The organism is Marinobacter sp., from assembly GCF_048259445.1.
Lineage (GTDB): Bacteria > Pseudomonadota > Gammaproteobacteria > Pseudomonadales > Oleiphilaceae > Marinobacter.
The window spans coordinates 36,268-55,443 of sequence record NZ_JBLXHQ010000026.1 but is presented as its reverse complement, the minus strand read 5'-3'; the positions used below and the strand labels follow the sequence as shown (position 1 = coordinate 55,443).

The window sequence follows — 19,176 nt, the reverse complement described above, 5'->3', positions numbered from 1 at the left end:
GGTTTTATTATTGCGCTGGCGGTTTTGCTTTCGCATTAATTTGTCATGCCTTCCGCTTTTGAGTCAATATAATCGGAAGTAAATTTCACTAGTCAAAACACCATAGCAGCATAAGGCACAAAAATGAAAAATAACCTGAGCGACATGCCGGTGTACGCACCTATAACCCAGAACGAACCCATGGAGGCCATCGGACACCGGATACAGGCGTTTGCGTTCTCCCGCCCAGACCACCCGGCATTGATCAGTGAACAGGGCACGGTGAGCTGGCGAGCCCTGCTGGACCAGACCAACCAGATCGCCAACCGCCTGCGAGATGCCGGCCTGCAAACCGGCGACTCAGTTGCCGCGCTGTCGGAAAACAGTGCTGACTACGTTGCGCTGTATCTCGGTGTACTGACTGCCGGCGGCTGCATGGTGCCGCTTTCAGGCATGGCCAGTGCGGAAGCGCTGAACCTGATGCTGTCCGATTGCAGCGCGCAATTCCTGTTCGTGTCGCGGAAAAATCAGGACCTCCTTCGCAGCTTCCGGCCCGGACTGAAGGGATTATCGGGCGACCGCATTATTGCTCTGGATGAAGAGGGGGACGGGATTGGCGAGACACTGAGCTCCTGGTCAGGCCATGCCTCAGCATTACCCGCGCCCGCGGAGGTAACAATGGACGATGCCTTCAACATCATCTACAGCTCCGGTACTACCGGCACACCGAAAGGCATCCTTCACGATTATCGTTTCCGGCAGAGACAAATGGTACGCATGAGCCGCTTCGGGCTCGATGGGGAAGCAATTAACCTGGTCTCAACACCGCTGTACTCCAACACCACACTGGTTTCGGTATTACCCACGCTGTTCCATGGCGGCACCCTGGTCATCATGGCAAAGTTCGACGCCCGGCGGTTTCTGGAACTTGCCGAGGAACACCGTGTGACCCACGCGATGCTGGTGCCCGTTCAGTATCAGAGGATTCTGGCTGACACGGAGTTTGAGCGATTCGATCTCTCCAGTTTCAAACTGAAGCTCTGCACCAGCGCCCCACTGAGGCCGGAAGTAATAGCGGATGCCATGGCGCGCTGGCCCGGCAATATACGAGAAGTGTACGGCCTGACTGAGGGCGGCATTTCGACCAGTCTTGACTGTGCTGCGCACCCGGACAAGTGGAACACGGTAGGCGTACCCACAGAAGGTGCAGAAGTGCGGGTTATTGACGACGCTGGTCATGAGCTACCGCAAGGCGAAACCGGCGAACTGGTCGGCCGCGCCATTTCAATGATGCGGGGCTACGTCAACCGCCCTGAGCAGACCCGGGAAATGCTATGGAAAAGCCCTGAAGGTGATGTGTTTTATCGCAGTGGAGACATGGGGCGGATCGATGAGGACGGCTTTATTCATATTCTCGATCGCCGGAAGGACATGATCATTTCCGGCGGATTCAACATTTATGCGGTTGATCTTGAAAAGGCACTGCTGGCGCATCCGGCGGTGGACGATGCGGCGGTTATCGGCATCCCGAGTGAGCAATGGGGTGAAACACCTCTCGGCCTGGTCGTTCTCAAGCCCGGACACAAAGACTCCGGGCCGGCGATACTGGCATGGGCCAATAACAAACTGGGCAAGAGCCAGCGCATCTCTGCTATCGAATTCCGGGAGGAGCTGCCCCGCTCCACCATCGGCAAGATCCTCAAACGGGAGCTGCGCGAGCCTTACTGGCCAGCTATCCACCGCTAGTGTCCCGTCTGGCTAATTCCTTAATCTACTGAGCCAGTGGGAGCTTTGAGAGCTAGGCGTGGTGGCGAAGATTTGGTGGTTCCAAATCGAGACGACGCAACGCGGCTATCAAAGCTCCCAGTGGCTCCCGAAGGGCGCAGCGCTGAGGCTTCTGGCCGGTGTTGCCTGGCCTTGATATGGAGCCACCATACCTGCGGACAGGCGCCTTGGCCAGAAGCCTCAGCGCTACGCAGTAGGTTAAGGAATTAGCCAGACGGGACACTAGCCCACACTCATTCCGCTCAGCGCCGGGACAGCCTATTCAATGCGGCCCGGCAATCCTCGGAACGAAGCCGCTCCGTAAACACCGCTCTTTCCCGCTCCAGCGCTTGCTCTATCTGCTCTCGCCAAGGCGCCCGGATCAGTCGCTTACTGGCCCGCAGAGCCTCGCGGGGCTTACTGACCAGGTTTCCGGCAATCGCCAGCGCTTCAGACAAAGCCTGTCCATTACCCGCAATACGGCTGACAAGACCGCAATCCCTCGCGTCACTGCCGCTGATCACCTCACCCAACAGTAAAAGATCGGTGGCTTTGCGAGCCCCCAGATGCAGAGGCATGGTGACTGTTGAAGCAGCTTCGGGTACCAGCCCGAGATCCACAAACGCTGTCTTGAATTTTGCATTTTCTGCAGCGACCACAACATCCACGTGCAACAGCAAAGTGGTGCCGATTCCTATCGCCAGGCCTTCAACAGCAGCTATAACCGGCGTGTCGCAATTCATCAACGCCGTGATGAACGCCAGCCCCGCAGAGGGCTTTGGGTATTTATCTGTGGCGCGAGCCCGGAAATCATCCAGATCGTTTCCCGCCGTAAATACGCCACCGGCTCCGGAAATGACAATAGCGCTCACGCTCTCATCCTCGTTGGCACGGGTTACCGCGTCACTCAGTTGCTGGTACATATCCCGTGTCAGTGCATTTTTCTTTTCAGGGCGATTTATAACAAGCTGGAGCACGCCTTGAGACTGCTGAATGTCAATCATTGAACTATCCTTTTAAGAATATTCTGCTGCCTACACAGCAAACATCCTATTGCAAAAGTCCGATCTTGTGTTAGATTCAGAAAACATAAATTCACCCTGCAGTCGCCAGTTCTGCAGAGCGAAACAACAAGAAGCTTCACTACAACAACGAACGAGGCACAGTCATGAATCTCTTCGCTAAAACACGTAAATCCTTCACCATTTATGCGTCAGCCCTTACCCTCGGGGTTTCTGCCGCCCTAGCCGCTGCTCCTGCCGCAGCACAGGAAACTTTCACCTGGAAGGTACAGTCCCACTGGCCGGGTGCCAGTAGTTCCTACACTGACAGCCTGGTGAGACTGCAGCGAGTTCTGGACGAGCGCACCGACGGGCGCCTGAAGCTCAAGCTTTATGAAGCCGGCGCGCTTTTCAAGGCTCAGGAAACGTTCAATGCCGTTAGTCGCGGCATCCTTGAGATGGGCACGATTTCACCATCTTACGCTCAGGATAAAATCTCCCTTGCCGGCATTGCCTCCGGTCTGCCTTTTGCGTTCCGCAACGTCTGGGAAGCTGAGTACTTTCATCAGGGCATGGGTTTTGAGCAGATGCTCCGTGACGAAGCGGCAGAGCACAACGTCTACTGGGCGACCGACAAGGTCTACCCCACCGAGATGGTGATCAAAAAGCCCATCAACAACTGGGAGGATTTCACCAGCCTGAAGATTCGCTCCTCGGGTGTTCTGCAGAAATTCCTGACCGAAGCCGGTGCTGCTGCGTCTTATATTCCAGGCAGCGAGCTATACTCGGCACTGGACTCGGGCATTGTTGACGGTGCCCACTGGGGTGCTGCTCAGGGCGCCGCCAGCATGGCGTTGTATGAAGTGGCCAAGTACCACGTTCAACCAGCCCTTAATATCGCGGGCACTGACGTCATCATTGTCAGCATGAAGGCGCTGAACAAGCTGCCGGAAGACATGCAGAAGATCGTCAAGGATGCTCTCGATGAGCAATTCTGGATTCGTACCAACGAATACCTTTACAAAGAGCGCCTTACCCTGGCCAAGGTCATCGCAGAACAGGGTGTGCAAGTGAACGTTCTGCCCGATGAGGTTCAGGACAAGCTGGTAAAGGCCGCTCAGGGAATGTGGGACGAGGAAGGCGAGCGCAGCGACAACGCCAAGAAAGCGCTGGACATGCTGAAGGGCTACCTGGCCGAGCTCGGCTACCTCTAAGCCGCGAGATCAGATAAGTGACACAGGCCGGAGTCTTTGACGTCCGGCCTTTTTATCCCTGAAGAAACCCAACATCCTCCTGGAGAATGCCATGAGTGTGCTGACCGCATTCATAAGCGGGGTCACCCGTCTTAACGACTTTGTCGGGCGCTGGATAGCCTTGCTCGTTTTTGCAATGTTCGCGTTCCTGTTGCTGGAGGTGGGTTTCCGCTATCTGCTGAACGCACCCACAGTCTGGACCAACGAGCTCACCCAGATGGTGTTCGGCGTTTATGCGGTCATGTCCGGAGGTTACATCATGGCTCATCGGGGCCACGTCAATGTCGATCTTCTGCACTCGCAACTGCCCCCTCGCAAACGGGCAGTCATGGATATATTCACCTCACTGATCTTTTTCATTTTTACCCTTGCCCTGCTCTGGTTCGGCATTGATATGGCCAGCGAATCCATATCGAACTGGGAGACCTCCTACTCAGCCTGGAACCCTCCAATCTGGCCAGTCAAGCTGGCCATACCCGTCGGTACGGGGCTGCTGGTATTGCAGGGCCTGGCCAAACTCCTTGAAGACATTGCCATTGCCTTCAACCTGGACTACTACCGCCCTGATCAGAGCACTACCGAAGGAGAGCAGTCGTGAGTATTGAAATCCTGACCCTGCTGTTTTTCGGCTCGCTGCTGTTCTTCCTGATACTGGGCTTACCGCTGGCTTTTGTGCTCGGCGGCGTTTCGGTGATCTTCCTGTATTTCACCTGGGGATTTGATTCCTTCTACATGGTGGCCTCGCAAATCTGGGGCACCATGGGCAGCTTTACTCTGGTGGCCATACCCTTGTTCGTTTTCATGGCCATGATTCTGGAGCGAACGGGTGTCGCAAGGGATTTGTACCGGATGATGCACCTTTGGTTTGGTGGTCTTCGCGGCGGCCTGGCCATAGGAACCCTGGTTATCTGCGCGATATTTGCTGCCATGGTTGGCATCAGCGGCGCAGCCGTGGTTGCCATGGGGACCATCGCACTGCCCTCCATGCTGGAGCGGGGCTATGACCGCAAGATGGCACTGGGCGTAATCAATACCGGTGGCGGCTGGGGCATTCTGATACCTCCCAGCATCCTGATGATCCTCTATGCACTGATTACCGGCGTATCCGTAGGCCAGATGTTTGCTGCCGGCATCATGCCGGGTGTGCTGCTGATGGTCATGACCGTTATTTACATTCTCGTGCGATCTACCCTCCAGCCGCACCTGGCGCCCGCACTGCCGCCGGAGGAGCGTGGCACCTGGCCCGAAAAACTCCGGGCTCTGAGGGCTGTACTGCTGCCCATTGGTGTTGTTTTCATGGTGTTGGGCTCCATCATTGGCGGCATTACCACGCCAACGGAAGCCGCGGCCATGGGCGTTCTCGGCTCGCTGATTTCGGCGGCTGTTTATCGCCAGCTCAAATGGAGCATTCTGCAGGAAGCTGCCATACGCACGTTCAAGCTCACTGGCATGATCATGTGGATCCTGTTTGCCGCTCACGCCTTCAGCGCGGCATATCAGAGCATGGGTGCACAGGAGCTTATAGAAGGGTTGATGCAATACATTCCCGGCGGACCCTGGGGCATCATCATCGCGATGATGGTGATCATCTTCTTCCTGGCCATGGTGCTCGACCCGGTTGGCATCATGCTGATCACCCTGCCGGTATTCATGCCGATCGTGAAATCCCTTGGCTTCGATCCGATCTGGTTCGGCATCCTGTTCGTGATCAACATGGAGATCGGCTACAAGACGCCACCTTTCGGTTTCAACCTGTTCTATCTGAAAGGCGTGGTACCACCGGAAATCACCATGAAGGACATCTACACATCAGTGGTACCCTTCGTGATCATCGAGATCATCGCCATCGGTATCATTATGGTGTTCCCGGAAATTGCTACCTGGTTGCCAGGTGTGTTTTTCTGACCAGGCCTCAGACCAAAGGCAACAAAAGAGCTCTGGTCAAGGGCTGAACCGACAGCAAGGATGCCGTTCCAGCTGTGGCAAATAACCTATTTGTCGCCGGTCACGTAGTTTGAAACCTTGGCATGCCGATGCCAGGGTTTACTGTCAATAGCAGGTTGCACTGGCAAAGGCGTCCCGTGAACAGCCCATGTTTTTCACCCCCCCGCTCCATAAACATCCGGCGCCTGGATCTCGGCAATCAACCACTCTTTAAACGCTTTCATAGCCGCCGTTAATGGGCGGTGCTTCTGATGAACGAGGTAGAAGGCCTTCCGGGTGTCGAGGGGGATATTAAAGGGCACCACCAAATTCCCGGAACTGATTTCTCTTGAGGTCAATGTGAGGTCAGCAAGAGCAACGCCAAGATTTTCTTGCGCAGCGGCAGTAGTCAATTGGCTGCTAGACAGTTGAAGGCTGTCTTTTGGCGTAATGTATTCCGAACTGGCCACCTGAAACCAGTTCTCCCACTCCCACATGCGGGTGCTGACATAAATCAATGTGTGATGTCGCAAATCGGCTGGATCCAGCAAAGGATTTCTTCCTTCCAGGAGTTTGGGGCTACACACAGGTACGAGCATTACTTTTTGCAGGAAGTAGACCTCAATGTCGTCCCACTCCCCATTGCCGTAGTAGACCGCCATATCCGTACTCGACTGATTGAAATCGAGCAATCCTACAGAGGCACTTATCCGTAGCTCAATATCCGGAAACATCTCTCTGAAACGCGACATACGGGGCATTAGCCAGCGCGTCAGGAAATTGGGTGCGACGCTGATCTGGACCACATTCGTTTCTTTGCTGGCCGTCAGCCTGTGGGTTGCCACCTCAATTTCGTTCAGCGCATGCTTCACAGACACCAGGTACTGTTTTCCAGATGGCGTTAGCTCAACCGTGCGTTTGCTCCGGGTGAACAGTTTTATCCCCAAATACTCCTCAAGAGTCTTTATCTGGTGACTTACTGCGGATGCCGTGACAAACAATTCTTTTCCAGCGGCCGCAAAGCTGCCGTTTCTGGCGGATGCCTCAAACATTCTAAGGGCGTTTAGAGGGGGGAGTTGCCTCATAGGGCTTACTACCTATCATGAGTTTTTCTCAGCATTTTCGTTAGAAACGATCGCTTTCCCAAATATTAAGACTTAAGTAGCCTACCTCCCATAGCACTAATGTGGTGAAAACTCAGGAGACCATACAAATGAACACTCAAGCATCACACATTCCCAGCATTACAGAAATCAATCAGGCTGTAGAACTGGCTAAAAAAGAGCGCAGCGAATACATGGCAGAGCTGATAAGCGCGTTGCCTGCAAAGCTGAGCGCGATCTTTCGCTCTTTAGCTCAATCTGCAGCGTGCAAGGTTTCTCACAGCCACTAATAACGACAATCTCAGAAACTGAGTTCGTCCAGCAACTGGATGAAAGTAAATTTCATGTTGCGCGGCTAGTTGTTTAAGCTCGCCCTTTCAGGGCGGCATGCATGTTCAAAGTGACCAGCACCGTGTTCAGGTGTCGCTCTGCAATACCACGGTGCTTGGCTATGGCCGCCGCTACCTCCATAACCTCGCGCATCATTGCCCGCATTAGCTCCGCGCCTCCATCTGTGTCTACCAGGGTTCGCGTATCCGCACCATTGGCGATGACCGACAAGGTGTTAAACGGAGCATTCCAGAGACATTTCCGCCAACGCTTGCCCACCAGGCGCTCGGGCAGCTCGACATTGATCCCGCCATAACGAAACAATTCAGCATGCTTGGCTTTTTGGTCTTATTTTTTCACCATTTCCACAGCGAAGCTTGAGGGAGGCAAGGGGCCCAGCCTGCAAACGAAAGCCTTACACTGCCTGATACCACCGCACCCCTTCTGCATCAACCGAACAGGTGATTTCACCCAGCTCATACAAATAATTCAAACATGCTACGGCTTCTCCGGTCGCAAGATTAAGAATCAGAAGATTGTCTTCAGCTATGGGCCTTGAAAACAGCACTTCGAATAGGTCGTAGGCGCGTTTCGGGGACTCCTGGAGTGATTCCAGCAAGGCAGCAAACACTCGCGTCTGGGAATCAATCAATTCATCAATGCGGGCGTGCAGTCCGATAAAGCACTCTTGGTGGGCGGGCAGCACCATCACGTCATCCGGTATTTCCGTTTTCAGCTTTTTCAGTGAATCAAGCCAATCCGCCATAGGGTTAGCGAAGGGATCCAGTGGAGTGACGGACACATTTGAAGAAATTCGCGGCAGTACCTGATCGCCGGATATAAGCAGTTTTAGCTCCTCGGAGTAGAAGCAGGCATGCTCGGGAGAGTGACCGTTACCGACGACGACTTTCCAATCGGTGCCGCCGATTGCGTGGCGCTGCCCTTCAACCAACCGGCGATACGAAAAGGGAGGTTGGGATACTCTCCTCCGGTAGGAGCCATACCCCCGGGCGTAGGTTCCGATCGCTTTCTCGGGCCAGCCTGCACTGCGGTTAAACGCATCAAACTCCGGGGGCACACCGTCCTCGTTGATCTGGCTATACACGATGCGACATGTCATGTATTCCAGCTGAGTCATCCAGAACTGCCCTGAGCCTTCACGCACCAGCCAGCCCGCCATACCCACATGATCCGGATGGAAGTGCGTTGCATACACGGTTCGGACAGGCGCATTGTCAGGCAAATTACTCATCAGTTGTTGCCAGGCACTCACCGCTTCCTGGGTGTACATTCCGGTATCAATTACTGCATAACCGTCATCATTTTTCAGGAGCCAGATATTAATGTGATCCAACCCACCTGGCAGAGGCATACGGCTCCACAGCACATTGGGTGCGACTTCCCGCAACTCTCCAATATCAGGGGCGCGTTCCAGTGGATAGGCTATTCTGCCAGCGGTGATTATGCTCAATGCAGGTTCCTCTATAACGGTGTTCAGTGTTTTGCGCGTGCCTGATCCTGAAGCTTGCGCCACAGCACTTTTCCAGCTGCGGATTTGGGTAGCACATCAAGAAACTCAACGTGCGTGGGCACTTTGTACGTCGCCATGCTCTGTTTGCACCAGTCAATAATGCTCTCTTCCGTAATCGCAGCGCTGGCTTCGGGCTTTAATACGATCAAAACCTTGGCCGTTTCCCCGCGCTTTTCGTCCGGTATGCTAATCACGCAGGCCTCTTGAATATCAGGGTGGCCGTACATAATGCTTTCGACTTCGGCAGGCCAAACCTTGTACCCGGAGGCGTTGATCATGCGTTTGAGGCGGTCGACCATAAAGAAGTAGCCTTCTTCATCCAGGTAAGCGAGATCGCCGGTGCGCAGATAGCGCTTGCCATCACGGTGGATAAACACGCCTTCATTCGCCGCTGGCTTTTGCCAATACTCAAGCATCACTTGCGGGCCATTGAGGATGATTTCGCCGGTTTCCCCCTGGGGTAATTCCTCAAACGTGGCAGGGTCTATGATGCGGGCATCCACGTTAAACGTGGCGATACCCAGGCACTGCCGCTTTCCTCGCTCCACCGGGTTGGCGAGCACAAAGCCTGCGCTTTCGGTTAGCCCGAAGGCCTCGTTGTAAGTGAGCCCATACTCTTCGTTGAGCCTGCGGGATACAGCTTCCGGCATCGCCGCGCCACCGCCCATCAAGCGATGAAGGCTCGAAATATCGTGATCAGCCAGCGCCGGGTTGGCAAAGAATTCAACAAACATGGCCGGGGTTCCCGACCAGCTGGTAACCCGGTATCGCTCGATGAATTCCAGCGCCATTTGTCGATCCCAACGCTGCATGACAACCACCGTTGAGCCGCAAAAAATTGGCGTGTTCATTCCTGCCTGCATGCCCAACACATGGAACAAAGGGGCTATCGCTAACACAGTGGTTGCCGGGCTGTTGCCACGCCAGGCAGACGTTCCTGCGACAGCGGCCAATATCGTGTGATGGTTATGGACGCAGCCTTTCGGATTGCCGGTTGTTCCTGATGTATAGGCAATCAGGCACACATCTTTATGAGTGCCGGTGTAGGGCAGAGGCTGGCGCCCTGAATCCAGCGCGTCGCCCCAACCCACAACATTCTCACGAGCGGGGATGTTTCGAGGCTCGGTCAAGCTACCCGGTAGACGCGTCGCTTCCTCCGCACTCAGGTTGCCCAAATAGTCTGAGTATGTGTGAATAATCACACGGTCCAGACTTCCCGAATCCAGCACTGTCGCTGCATTCTTGTGGAGTTCCTGAGCTGCCAGAAGTGTCCGGGCGCCACTGTCAGTAATGCAATACTCGAGTTCGCCTGCCAGGTTCATCGGGTTGACGGGTACAACCACGCCCTGGGCACGCAAAATGCCATAGTACCCAACCACAAACTGGGGGCTGTTCTGGGAATAGAGCGCTACCCGATCACCTGGCTTCACCTTGCATTCTGCCTGCAAATAACCCGCTAAAGCCTCCGCCTGTTGCAGTAACTCGCCGTAGGTAAGCACTGAATCGTAGAAAACCACCGCGGGCTTGTCCGGATAACGGCTTGCGGACACTTCCAGGTTGTCGAAAAGGCTCGTCTCAGGAATGTCTAAAACGTGGGGAAGTCCTTGGGGCCAATATTTCTTGTCGCTCATTGCGTCTTATTCCTAAAGTCAGCAGCACAACCAGCACGTTGTTCAATGTCGTATGGAACTGTTTGGCAAACGGCACTCCAAGAGCTCACTGAGTGGTTTCCGATCAAAGCCTATAAAACGTGCCATACAAGTTATTAACTGGGCAACCGGAAAAATAACCGACCACTTGTTTTCACTGTTCAGAGCCCCTGATTTCATTCACTGAATAAAAGGTTTAACACTTTTAATTCAGCACCTTATATTACGCATGCAACATAAACTTGGTCGAGATATACAATCTGAACATAAGCTCTATCTAAATTGTGCTTTTCTCACCTTGTAACCAACTTGCTATGGTTTTGACTCAAAACATAAAAACTGACCAGCACCAGCCGAGCACAAGCACCCCAAACGAACTCTATACCTTCGGCTTTTTTCGGAGCCTCAAATGAATAAAGCTAACAATCCGGCGATGTCTTTGGCAGACGCAATCAATCACAGGCGTTCCATACGAGGCTTTCTGCCAAACGCGGTACCGGCAAAAACGATGAAGGCAATATTCGAGCTGGCACAAATGGCGCCATCCAATTGCAACACGCAACCCTGGCAGGTAGCTGTCGCCTCTGGCGGGTTGCGCGACCGGTTGCGCGACCAGTTCGTGGAGCGTGCCAAGTCAGGCACCCCGTCGACACCGGATTTCAATTACGTGTCGAGGTTTGAGGGTGACTATCGCGGCCGGCAGGTTGAGTGTGCTGCGGCGCTGTACGGTGAAATGGCAATTGCCCGTGACGACAAAGCAGGGCGCAATCGCGCTGCCCTGCGCAACTTTGAACTTTTTGACGCGCCACACGTGGCTTTTTTGTGCATGGACCGTTCTTTTGGCGCCACCATCGCTGTGGATGTGGGGATTTATGCACAAACCCTGATGCTGGCCATGACAGCCCATGGTGTGAGTTCCTGCGCCATGGGTAGCTTACGCTCGCACCCTGATCTTGTTCGCGACGCATTCGATCTCGATGACAACATGGGCGTGCTGTTTGGTGTGTGTTTCGGCTACGAGGATCCTGAAGTCCCAGCCAACAACACCCGCACCAGCCGGGTTCCTGTCAGTGAAGCCGTTACGTTCAAAGATCACTGACAAAGTGTTTTCCATGATTTTTAAACTGCAGTCATGCAACCGAGGGGCTAAGCAATGGATATCTCATTTTCTGCGGAAGAGCTGGCGTTTCGCGATCAGGTTCGGGACTTTTTCAAGCAGGCCCCTGTATCGGAAGTCACCGCACTGATAGCCCAGCCAGATACCTACAAAGAGGGAACAATTCGGTGGCAGAAACATCTGTTTGCCCAAGGCTGGATTGCCCCCACATGGCCAGTTGAGTACGGCGGGGCCGGGTGGACGCCAACCCAGATGCACATTTTTGAGAATGAGCGGGTGGCTGCCAATGCTCCCGATGTGCTGCCCTTTGGCCTGAAAATGGTCGGACCGGTCATCTACACCTATGGCACTGAGCAGCAAAAGCAACGATTCCTGCCACGCATTCTCGAATCCGATGACTGGTGGTGCCAAGGCTATTCTGAACCTGGCGCCGGCTCCGACCTGGCATCCCTGAAGACCCGTGCTGAACTGGACGGTGACCACTACGTTGTTAACGGATCCAAAACCTGGACCACTGGCGCGCATCATGCTGACTGGATCTTCTGTCTGGTCCGTACCAGCAACGAAGGTCGCCCCCAGCAAGGAATTTCTTTTTTACTGATCCAAATGAAAAGCCCGGGAGTCACGGTTCGCCCCATTCACACGATTAACGGCGAGCACTCACTCAATGAAGTGTTTTTCGACAATGTTCGGGTACCCGTGGAAAACCGGATCGGTGAAGAGAACAAAGGCTGGACCTACGCCAAATCCTTGCTGGCACACGAACGAACGGTTATTGCCCGGGTTGCCGATTCCAAACGTCGTCTTGAGAAGCTCAGACAGTATGCACTCAAGGAAACAGAAGGCGGCCAGGTTATGGCACAGGACCCGGTTTTCAGAGCCCGTTTTAGTGACATTGAAGCCGAATTGATGGCGCTGGAATACACAGGGCTGCGGGTACTGGCGGCCCAGGCCAGTGGCCAGGGGCCGGGAGCAGAGTCTTCATTGCTGAAGATCAAAGGCACGGAGGTTCAACAGGCCATTCATGAGCTGACCATTGATCTGGCTGGCCCCTATGGCGGCATTATCAATGACAGCCTTAGCTCGGGCGACATTGGCCACGAATTCGGGGATCAGGCACGGAAAGATTACATGTATGGCCGGGCCACCACTATTTACGGTGGCTCCAATGAAATTCAGAAAAACATTACTGCCAAGCACGTGCTTGGCCTGTAACCGGACTGATCTAACGCTGAGGAGTCATATCCGTGCACTTTAACCTTTCTGAAGAACAGGCAATGCTGCAGGCCAGTACTGCTCGTTTCATTGATCAGCAGTATTCATTTGAGGTCCGCGAAAAAGACGTAAGGCTGCCCGAGGGATTTAATCGAGATACCTGGGCAACGTTTGCGGAGCTTGGCTGGCTATCCGTGCCTATTTCAGAAGCCGGCGGTGGGTTCGGCGGAAACGCAGCAGACACCATGGTGATAATGGAAGAATTGGGCAAAGGCCTGGTGGCGTCGCCTTATATTCCTACGGTTATGCTATTCGGCAGCCTCGTCGATCTTGGTGCGCCGGAGGCATTGAAGCAAAACCTGCTTGAGCCCCTGATTGCCGGGCAACTGCAAGGCGCCTTCGCCTACCAGGAACGCCAAAGCCGTTACAGTATTACCGATATCAAAACAGCGGCCACCCGTGAGGGTGAAGGTTATGTGCTCAATGGTGAAAAGACGCTGGTAATAAATGGTGCTGCAGCAGATCAGCTAGTGGTCGCAGCACGCACAAGCGGGGAACAGTTCGACACCGCAGGCATCAGCTTGTTTGTGATTGATGCCAATGCCACCGGTGTACATAAGACAGCTTACCGGCTTATGGATGGGCAACTGGTTGCCAACATCCGGTTTGAAAGCGTGAGTGTAGCCAGCAGCCAGTTACTTGGCGATGAAGGCGACGGTTACAGCCTGATTGAAAAGGTCGTCAACAGCACCGTTCTTGCCTTGTGCGCCGAGGCGCTGGGCATTATGAACAAGCTCACCGACACCACACGGGAATACACCAAGGCCCGAAAGCAGTTTGGTGCGCCTATTTCGTCATTCCAGGTGTTGCAGCATCGCATGGTGGATATGTTCATGGCCTGCGAGCAGGCCCGCTCATTACTCTTCAGGGCTGTTTGCTCGGTAGGGACCACCGATGCCGATCGCAGCTTGCACGCCTTGAAATACATGATTGGCCGCAACGGCCGAATGGTTGGCAATGAAGCGATACAGTTGCACGGAGGCATGGGCGTTACAGATGAACTGGACGTTGGTCATTACGTAAAACGCTTGATGGTGATCAACACCTTGTTCGGTGATGCGGACCATCACCAACAGCAACTTGCTCAAATATCCTTACCCACGTGAGCACAACGACGGCCACCATAGAGAAACAGAGCGGCACTCTATGGCCTCTTAACCTCTCTGCCTTGTGTCTGGTGGCCGTTTCCCTGAGTGCCGTCGTTAGCGAATTCGGCGCCTCGCAAAGGGCTAGCCCCCTTGCAGCCGCATCTATTCTGTTATTTCTGGCACTTCAGTGGCGGCAAATACACAGGACCTTTCAGTTTTTTGTGGTGCTGGCGATAGGCCTTGGGCTTACACTCTGGTTCAATCATGACATCACTTGGCAAGAGCTGGCGGCAGCCATCGACCGAGGTGCTTTCTTTACATTTTTCCTGACATCCCTCGCGGTGCTCAGAGAAGCCGCAGGTAGTTCGCCCTTGGTGCGCCGGTGCGGCATTATTATGGTCAACCAGCCACCGGGACGGCGCTACCTGCTGATGTCCTTCGGGTCTCACTTGTTCAGTGTAATGCTGAATCTGGGCGCACTGAACGTGCTCGGCACCATGGTAAAGCGCGCCATTCACTATGGTGATACAGACGAGCAACACCGCATTGCCGGCATTCGCAGCCGGCGAATGCTGACAGCAGTACTGAGAGGCTTCAGCAGTATCCCACTGTGGTCACCAACCTCCGTTACCATGCTACTTGTGTTGTCCGCTATTCCGAGCCTGCAGTGGGAGCACTACGCGCCTGTGGGGCTTCTGTTAGCCGCCGTGTTTATTTTGTGGGGCGCGGTCCTTGACCGAATTTCCTACCCCCAGCGCAAGGTTACTCCTGGCGCCAATCATCGGCTGTACTATTTACTCCCTCTGGTTCTGTTGGTCGCCCTCATACCCGCAACTGCCATTGTCGTCTCAGTCCTCACAGGGCTACAGATGTTTTCTGCACTGCTCATGTGTGTACCCTTTATCGGAGTAGTCTGGATCACCTTCCAATACAGGCGCGCAAGTCCGCGCGTTACTGCAGCGCTGACTGCCAGGCGAATCACCCGTTCATTTCCTCTGACCTTCACTAACCAACGCAATGAAGTAGCCCTGTTTGCGTCTTCCGGTTTTATTGGCGTTATCCTTATTCCGCTGATCGATCCCGTCTGGATAAATAACTGGATCGAACACGCCAATATCGGAGATGCCTGGCTGATGATCATAATATCCCTGGCCATTCTCCTGTCATCTTTACTAGCCATTAATCCAATCATTACGGTCACACTCATTCTGGGTGTCTTGCAGCAACTACCGGATCTGACAATACCGCCAACCGTTCAGGTAGTTGTCATCTCGCTTACTTGGGCGGTGTTTGCCGGCTTGTCGCCCTTTACCGCTGCTTTGCGCTTTATTTCAAGTTTCTCCAACGTCTCACCTGCTGTTTTTGGATTTGTCTGGAACGGCATATTCAATCTGACGGTGCTAATTTCACTCTACGCAGCCCTCCTTATTTTCCTGTAATCATCCGAGATAAGAATATAAATAAGACTCCATACCGAAAAAGCCTACGACATAGAAAATAACGATAATAGCCAGCTAATTATTATTTGATAGATTGTAATCTGAAAATAAAATCGAGACAGGAGAGGAAGCTAAATGAGCCTACCGAAAATAATTAAAGACAATATAACCATACCGGTTATAGGGTCGCCTTTGTTTATTATTTCCAACCCCAAACTGGTGGTTGAGCAGTGTAAGGCCGGTATTGTTGGCTCTTTCCCTGCGTTGAACGCCCGGCCAGCAGAAAAACTTGACGAGTGGCTGACAACCATCAAGCAGGAGTTGGCCGCCTATAAAGAGCAAAATCCGGATGCCAAGGTTGCTCCCTTTGCCGTCAACCAGATTGTTCATCCTTCGAATGACCGTCTTGAGCATGACATGGCCGCTTGCGTAAAGCATAAAGTGCCTATCATCATCACCAGCCTTCACGCCCCGACAGAGGTTGTAAAGGCTGCACACAGCTACGGCGGATTGGTTTTCCACGACGTAACCAACGTGAAACATGCCAAAAAAGCACTCAGCGTAGGCGTTGACGGCTTGATTCTGGTGGCTGCCGGAGCCGGTGGGCACGCAGGAACGACCAACCCCTTTGCCTTGCTGACGGAGATTCGGCAATTTTACGATGGCACGATTATTCTGGCCGGCTCGATTACCCGTGGAAATCATGTTCTCAGCGCGGAAGTTATGGGGGCAGACCTGGCCTATATGGGCACACGTTTTATAGCGACTCACGAAGCTAACGCTGATGAGGCCTATAAACAGATGGTCGTTGATTCCACTGCATCCGATGTTATCTATTCAAACCTGTTCACCGGTGTTCATGGCAACTACCTGCGCGGCAGTATTGAAAACGTGGGGCTCGACCCGGACAACCTGGTTGAATCCGACAAGAGCAAAATGAAGGTTGGCTCCAAAGGAAGTGCCAAGGGCAAAGCATGGAAAGACGTTTGGGGCGCTGGCCAGGGCGTGGGTAACATTACTGCCATCTCCTCGACAGCCGACGTGGTATCGCAACTGCGGGATGAATACGCCGAAGCTCGCAATAAACTGAGCACTGCCCGTTAAAACGGCTTCGAGGGCAGCGATTCGTGAAAACGAATCGCTGCCCTCTCTTCTTTCTAACAAACCAGAACTAAACTACCTCGAACAGACCAGCCGCGCCCTGCCCGCCACCAATACACATAGTGACAACCACCAGCTTCGCACCGCGACGCTTGCCTTCCAGCAGCGCATGCCCTGTCAGGCGTGATCCGGAAACACCGAACGGGTGACCAATGGCAATGGCGCCACCGTTCACGTTCAGCTTTTCCATGGGAATACCCAGACGATCACGGCAATACACAACCTGCGACGCAAAGGCTTCGTTGAGTTCCCACAGATCGATATCGTCCATGGTCAGGCCGTTACGCTCCAGCAAGCGTGGAATCGCGAACACCGGGCCGATGCCCATTTCGTCTGGCTCACAGCCCGCCACCGCAAAACCACGGAAGATGCCGATGGGTTCAATGTTGTTCTTTTCCGCGTACTGGCTGTCCATAACCAAACACACCGAAGCGCCGTCAGACAACTGACTCGCGTTACCCGCTGTAATAAACTGGTCGGGACCGCGCACAGGCTCCAGCGAGGCCAGACCTTCCGCTGTTGTATCAGGGCGGTTGCACTCATCGCGATCCACCGTAACCTGCTTTTCGCTCATTTCGCCCGTTTCCTTGTCCTTCACCAGCATGGTGGTTTCCATGGGCACGATTTCGTCATCGAACAAGCCATTTTTCTGGGCAGCCGCGGCGCGCTGCTGGCTGATCAGAGAGTATTCGTCCTGGGATTCACGAGAAACACCGTAGCGCTGGGCCACAATATCCGCAGTTTCGATCATCGCCATGTACAGCTCAGGCTTGTGTTTCATCAGCCATTCGTTGGTAGCGCGATACTTGTTGAGTTTGTCGTTGATGACCAAACTGATCGACTCAACACCGCCTGCCACCATGGCGGGCACTTTTTCAGAAAGAACACGCTGCGATGCCAGAGCGATGGATTGCAAGCCAGAACTGCAGAAGCGGTTGATGGACAGACCAGCAGTCGTCACCGGTAAACCGGCCCGGATAGCCGCTTGCCGAGCCATGTTTTTGCCCTGCATACCTTCGTGGTACGCCGCGCCCAGGATGACATCTTCAACGACACCCGGATCGATACCGGCGCGCTGCACAGCATGTTTGATGACATGGGCTGCCATATCAAGGCTGTGCGTGTTGTTGAAAGAACCCCGGTATGATTTAGCCAGGCCGGTACGGGCTGTGGATACGATAACTGCATCTGCCATTATAAAATCCTCTTGCTTGAACGTTGATAACCGTGAATTCGGCTAAGTAAGCTTGAACTCACCCAATCGGCGCTCACCTACTGCACGCACGCCTTCCAGGTGGTCTTCGGTTTTTGCCAGCCATACCTGCCAGGCAAACTCGTGTATTACTCTCTCCCTGAACTCTTCAACCAGCCCAACTCGTGCAGTTGCACGAGTTGACTCCACGGCCAGAGGCGCACATTCGGCAATCTGCTGAATCAATAGGCTCGTGCGATAGAGGCCCAGGCACTGCCTTCATCGGTTGTGTGGACTTTGTTCGCAACATACTGCCCCAACCATTGGTTCCAATAGAATTCGGAGCCAAACTCCTCGCGCCAGCACCAAATCCGACGACTGTATTGCTGCAATGGGTATTCGTGACTAAAGCCCATGGCTCCATGGGCCTGATGCGCCAGTTGCGCGACTTTCCCGGCAGCTTCGCCGGTCACAGACTTTGCGGTCGCAATGGCCATTAACGCATCGTCCAGCTCACAGTGAGACTGAGATACCATTCGGGCAGCTTGCTCGACAGCCGCGTTTGCCAAAGCACTCTCACCGGCAATATCCGCAACGCTGTGCTGAATTGCCTGAAACCGTGACAAGGCCCGACCAAACTGATTCCGCTCCTGCACGTAATTTACGGTGAGTGTCACAATGTGCTCCATGGCGCCTGCAATCTGATGAGCCCTGGCGAGTGCGGCAACGCCCCGCGCCAACTCAATTGAAGCTCCGCTGTGAACCGCCCCGGAGACAAGAGGCACTGCACCATTAAAATTAACAGTATTCCGGGGTTCCCCCGCCAGACTCCGCTGCTCGCTGATCTCGCAGGCATTAACGTCAACCAGCGCAATCGTCAACTGACCAGATTGCAGGCAGGGCACAACCAGTTGCGATACCTGAGAGGCAAAGGCTACCCCTCCAACAACGCCGTGTAGCTGCCCATTATCCAGAACGGGCAAGGCTTCCATCCCTAACGCAAAACCACTGCTCTGTCCTGCATTCGCAAGCCCTGCCTGGGCCAATAACCAGTTGGCCACCAGAGATTCGGCCAATGGCACGGGTAAGGCATAGCGAGCGGCCTGCCTTATGAGCAAGAACCCAAGCCCCATGGAACCACCCACGCCACCATCTGCCTCCGGCATCCAGACCAGCAACAGCCCCGCTTCATCCAAGGCCTGCCACAGGGCGTTCGGGTAGTCTCCCTTATCGGCTGCATTCACCACGCCAGAGCTGCAGTGGTCGGCAAAAATACGCTCTGCGGTATCCAGAATTAACTGATAAGACTGCTCCATCGGATGGCTCTCTCATAGTCAGTTTTCACTTACGGCCTGCGCCTTTTATAACACC

General features: G+C 54.0%; 18 protein-coding genes. 10 read left to right on the top strand and 8 right to left on the bottom strand.

Features of this window, described 5'->3' with window-relative positions:
* Positions 1–123 precede the first annotated feature (123 nt).
* Positions 124–1,725, top strand: coding sequence for a class I adenylate-forming enzyme family protein (locus ACN0RL_RS16300; RefSeq protein ID WP_417518705.1), 1,602 nt, complete (start codon positions 124–126; stop codon positions 1,723–1,725).
* Between the two features lie 281 nt (positions 1,726–2,006).
* Here ACN0RL_RS16300 and ACN0RL_RS16295 read toward each other — a convergent pair whose 3' ends face one another.
* On the bottom strand, positions 2,007–2,747 hold the full coding sequence (locus ACN0RL_RS16295) for an enoyl-CoA hydratase/isomerase family protein (RefSeq protein ID WP_417518703.1): 741 nt from the start codon (positions 2,745–2,747) through the stop codon (positions 2,007–2,009).
* Positions 2,748–2,911: 164 nt separating this feature from the next.
* On the opposite strand from ACN0RL_RS16295, the gene dctP reads away from it, so the two are divergent.
* From dctP to ACN0RL_RS16280, 3 genes are all read left to right on the top strand, one after another.
* Complete coding sequence (dctP, locus tag ACN0RL_RS16290) at positions 2,912–3,958, top strand: TRAP transporter substrate-binding protein DctP (RefSeq protein WP_417518701.1); 1,047 nt, start codon at positions 2,912–2,914, stop codon at positions 3,956–3,958.
* Between the two features lie 91 nt (positions 3,959–4,049).
* Positions 4,050–4,595, top strand: coding sequence for a TRAP transporter small permease subunit (locus ACN0RL_RS16285; RefSeq protein ID WP_417518699.1), 546 nt, complete (start codon positions 4,050–4,052; stop codon positions 4,593–4,595).
* A complete protein-coding gene (locus ACN0RL_RS16280; protein WP_417518697.1) occupies positions 4,592–5,902 on the top strand; it encodes a TRAP transporter large permease in 1,311 nt (436 codons plus the stop codon). The genes ACN0RL_RS16285 and ACN0RL_RS16280 overlap by 4 nt, the downstream gene beginning before the upstream one ends.
* Positions 5,903–6,096: 194 nt before the next feature.
* Here ACN0RL_RS16280 and gcvA read toward each other — a convergent pair whose 3' ends face one another.
* A complete protein-coding gene (gene gcvA, locus ACN0RL_RS16275) occupies positions 6,097–7,005 on the bottom strand; it encodes a transcriptional regulator GcvA (RefSeq protein ID WP_417518695.1) in 909 nt (302 codons plus the stop codon).
* 128 nt (positions 7,006–7,133) lie between these two features.
* On the opposite strand from gcvA, the gene ACN0RL_RS16270 reads away from it, so the two are divergent.
* Positions 7,134–7,313, top strand: coding sequence for an RSP_7527 family protein (locus ACN0RL_RS16270; protein ID WP_417518693.1), 180 nt, complete (start codon positions 7,134–7,136; stop codon positions 7,311–7,313).
* Positions 7,314–7,386: 73 nt separating this feature from the next.
* Here the strand turns inward: ACN0RL_RS16270 and ACN0RL_RS16265 are convergent, their stop codons facing one another.
* The 3 genes from ACN0RL_RS16265 to ACN0RL_RS16255 form a co-directional block, all read right to left on the bottom strand.
* Positions 7,387–7,677, bottom strand: coding sequence for a ketopantoate reductase family protein (locus ACN0RL_RS16265; protein WP_417518691.1), 291 nt, complete (start codon positions 7,675–7,677; stop codon positions 7,387–7,389).
* A gap of 91 nt (positions 7,678–7,768) precedes the next feature.
* A complete protein-coding gene (locus tag ACN0RL_RS16260; protein ID WP_417518689.1) occupies positions 7,769–8,824 on the bottom strand; it encodes an MBL fold metallo-hydrolase in 1,056 nt (351 codons plus the stop codon).
* A gap of 23 nt (positions 8,825–8,847) precedes the next feature.
* Positions 8,848–10,515 carry a long-chain-fatty-acid--CoA ligase gene (locus ACN0RL_RS16255; protein WP_417518687.1) on the bottom strand — a complete coding sequence of 556 codons (1,668 nt, stop codon included), beginning with the start codon at positions 10,513–10,515 and terminating at the stop codon, positions 8,848–8,850.
* A gap of 427 nt (positions 10,516–10,942) precedes the next feature.
* Here ACN0RL_RS16255 and ACN0RL_RS16250 point away from each other — a divergent pair, with 427 nt between their 5' ends.
* The 5 genes from ACN0RL_RS16250 to ACN0RL_RS16230 all read left to right on the top strand — a co-directional run bounded on the left by ACN0RL_RS16250 (position 10,943) and on the right by ACN0RL_RS16230 (position 16,556).
* A complete protein-coding gene (locus ACN0RL_RS16250) occupies positions 10,943–11,632 on the top strand; it encodes a nitroreductase (RefSeq protein WP_417518685.1) in 690 nt (229 codons plus the stop codon).
* Between the two features lie 54 nt (positions 11,633–11,686).
* Positions 11,687–12,865, top strand: a complete 1,179-nt coding sequence (locus ACN0RL_RS16245; protein WP_417518683.1) for an acyl-CoA dehydrogenase family protein — start codon at positions 11,687–11,689, stop codon at positions 12,863–12,865.
* Positions 12,866–12,897: 32 nt separating this feature from the next.
* Positions 12,898–14,031, top strand: a complete 1,134-nt coding sequence (locus ACN0RL_RS16240) for an acyl-CoA dehydrogenase family protein (RefSeq protein WP_417518681.1) — start codon at positions 12,898–12,900, stop codon at positions 14,029–14,031.
* Positions 14,028–15,452, top strand: a complete 1,425-nt coding sequence (locus ACN0RL_RS16235) for a hypothetical protein (protein ID WP_417518679.1) — start codon at positions 14,028–14,030, stop codon at positions 15,450–15,452. Before ACN0RL_RS16240 ends, ACN0RL_RS16235 begins: the two co-directional genes overlap by 4 nt.
* Before the next feature lie 135 nt (positions 15,453–15,587).
* The gene (locus ACN0RL_RS16230) at positions 15,588–16,556 is read left to right on the top strand and encodes an NAD(P)H-dependent flavin oxidoreductase (RefSeq protein ID WP_417518677.1); all 969 of its coding nucleotides are present in this window, start codon (positions 15,588–15,590) and stop codon (positions 16,554–16,556) included.
* A 67-nt stretch (positions 16,557–16,623) separates the two neighbouring features.
* Here the strand turns inward: ACN0RL_RS16230 and ACN0RL_RS16225 are convergent, their stop codons facing one another.
* From ACN0RL_RS16225 to ACN0RL_RS16215, 3 genes are read right to left on the bottom strand one after another with little or no spacing between them, the layout of a single operon-like run.
* Positions 16,624–17,808, bottom strand: a complete 1,185-nt coding sequence (locus ACN0RL_RS16225; RefSeq protein ID WP_417518675.1) for an acetyl-CoA C-acyltransferase — start codon at positions 17,806–17,808, stop codon at positions 16,624–16,626.
* A gap of 42 nt (positions 17,809–17,850) precedes the next feature.
* Positions 17,851–18,051, bottom strand: coding sequence for a hypothetical protein (locus ACN0RL_RS16220; RefSeq protein WP_417518673.1), 201 nt, complete (start codon positions 18,049–18,051; stop codon positions 17,851–17,853).
* Positions 18,048–19,121, bottom strand: a complete 1,074-nt coding sequence (locus ACN0RL_RS16215) for an acyl-CoA dehydrogenase family protein (protein ID WP_417518671.1) — start codon at positions 19,119–19,121, stop codon at positions 18,048–18,050. Before ACN0RL_RS16215 ends, ACN0RL_RS16220 begins: the two co-directional genes overlap by 4 nt.
* Positions 19,122–19,176: the final 55 nt, after the last annotated feature.

Coding starts and splice junctions, on each gene's coding strand:
- gcvA (WP_417518695.1), bottom strand. CDS start 7,005: ATGAGGCAACTCCCCCCTCTAAACGCCCTTAGAATGTTTGAGGCATCC.
- ACN0RL_RS16285 (WP_417518699.1), top strand. CDS start 4,050: ATGAGTGTGCTGACCGCATTCATAAGCGGGGTCACCCGTCTTAACGAC.
- ACN0RL_RS16295 (WP_417518703.1), bottom strand. CDS start 2,747: ATGATTGACATTCAGCAGTCTCAAGGCGTGCTCCAGCTTGTTATAAAT.
- dctP (WP_417518701.1), top strand. CDS start 2,912: ATGAATCTCTTCGCTAAAACACGTAAATCCTTCACCATTTATGCGTCA.
- ACN0RL_RS16270 (WP_417518693.1), top strand. CDS start 7,134: ATGAACACTCAAGCATCACACATTCCCAGCATTACAGAAATCAATCAG.
- ACN0RL_RS16215 (WP_417518671.1), bottom strand. CDS start 19,121: ATGGAGCAGTCTTATCAGTTAATTCTGGATACCGCAGAGCGTATTTTT.
- ACN0RL_RS16300 (WP_417518705.1), top strand. CDS start 124: ATGAAAAATAACCTGAGCGACATGCCGGTGTACGCACCTATAACCCAG.
- ACN0RL_RS16245 (WP_417518683.1), top strand. CDS start 11,687: ATGGATATCTCATTTTCTGCGGAAGAGCTGGCGTTTCGCGATCAGGTT.
- ACN0RL_RS16230 (WP_417518677.1), top strand. CDS start 15,588: ATGAGCCTACCGAAAATAATTAAAGACAATATAACCATACCGGTTATA.
- ACN0RL_RS16225 (WP_417518675.1), bottom strand. CDS start 17,808: ATGGCAGATGCAGTTATCGTATCCACAGCCCGTACCGGCCTGGCTAAA.
- ACN0RL_RS16250 (WP_417518685.1), top strand. CDS start 10,943: ATGAATAAAGCTAACAATCCGGCGATGTCTTTGGCAGACGCAATCAAT.
- ACN0RL_RS16255 (WP_417518687.1), bottom strand. CDS start 10,515: ATGAGCGACAAGAAATATTGGCCCCAAGGACTTCCCCACGTTTTAGAC.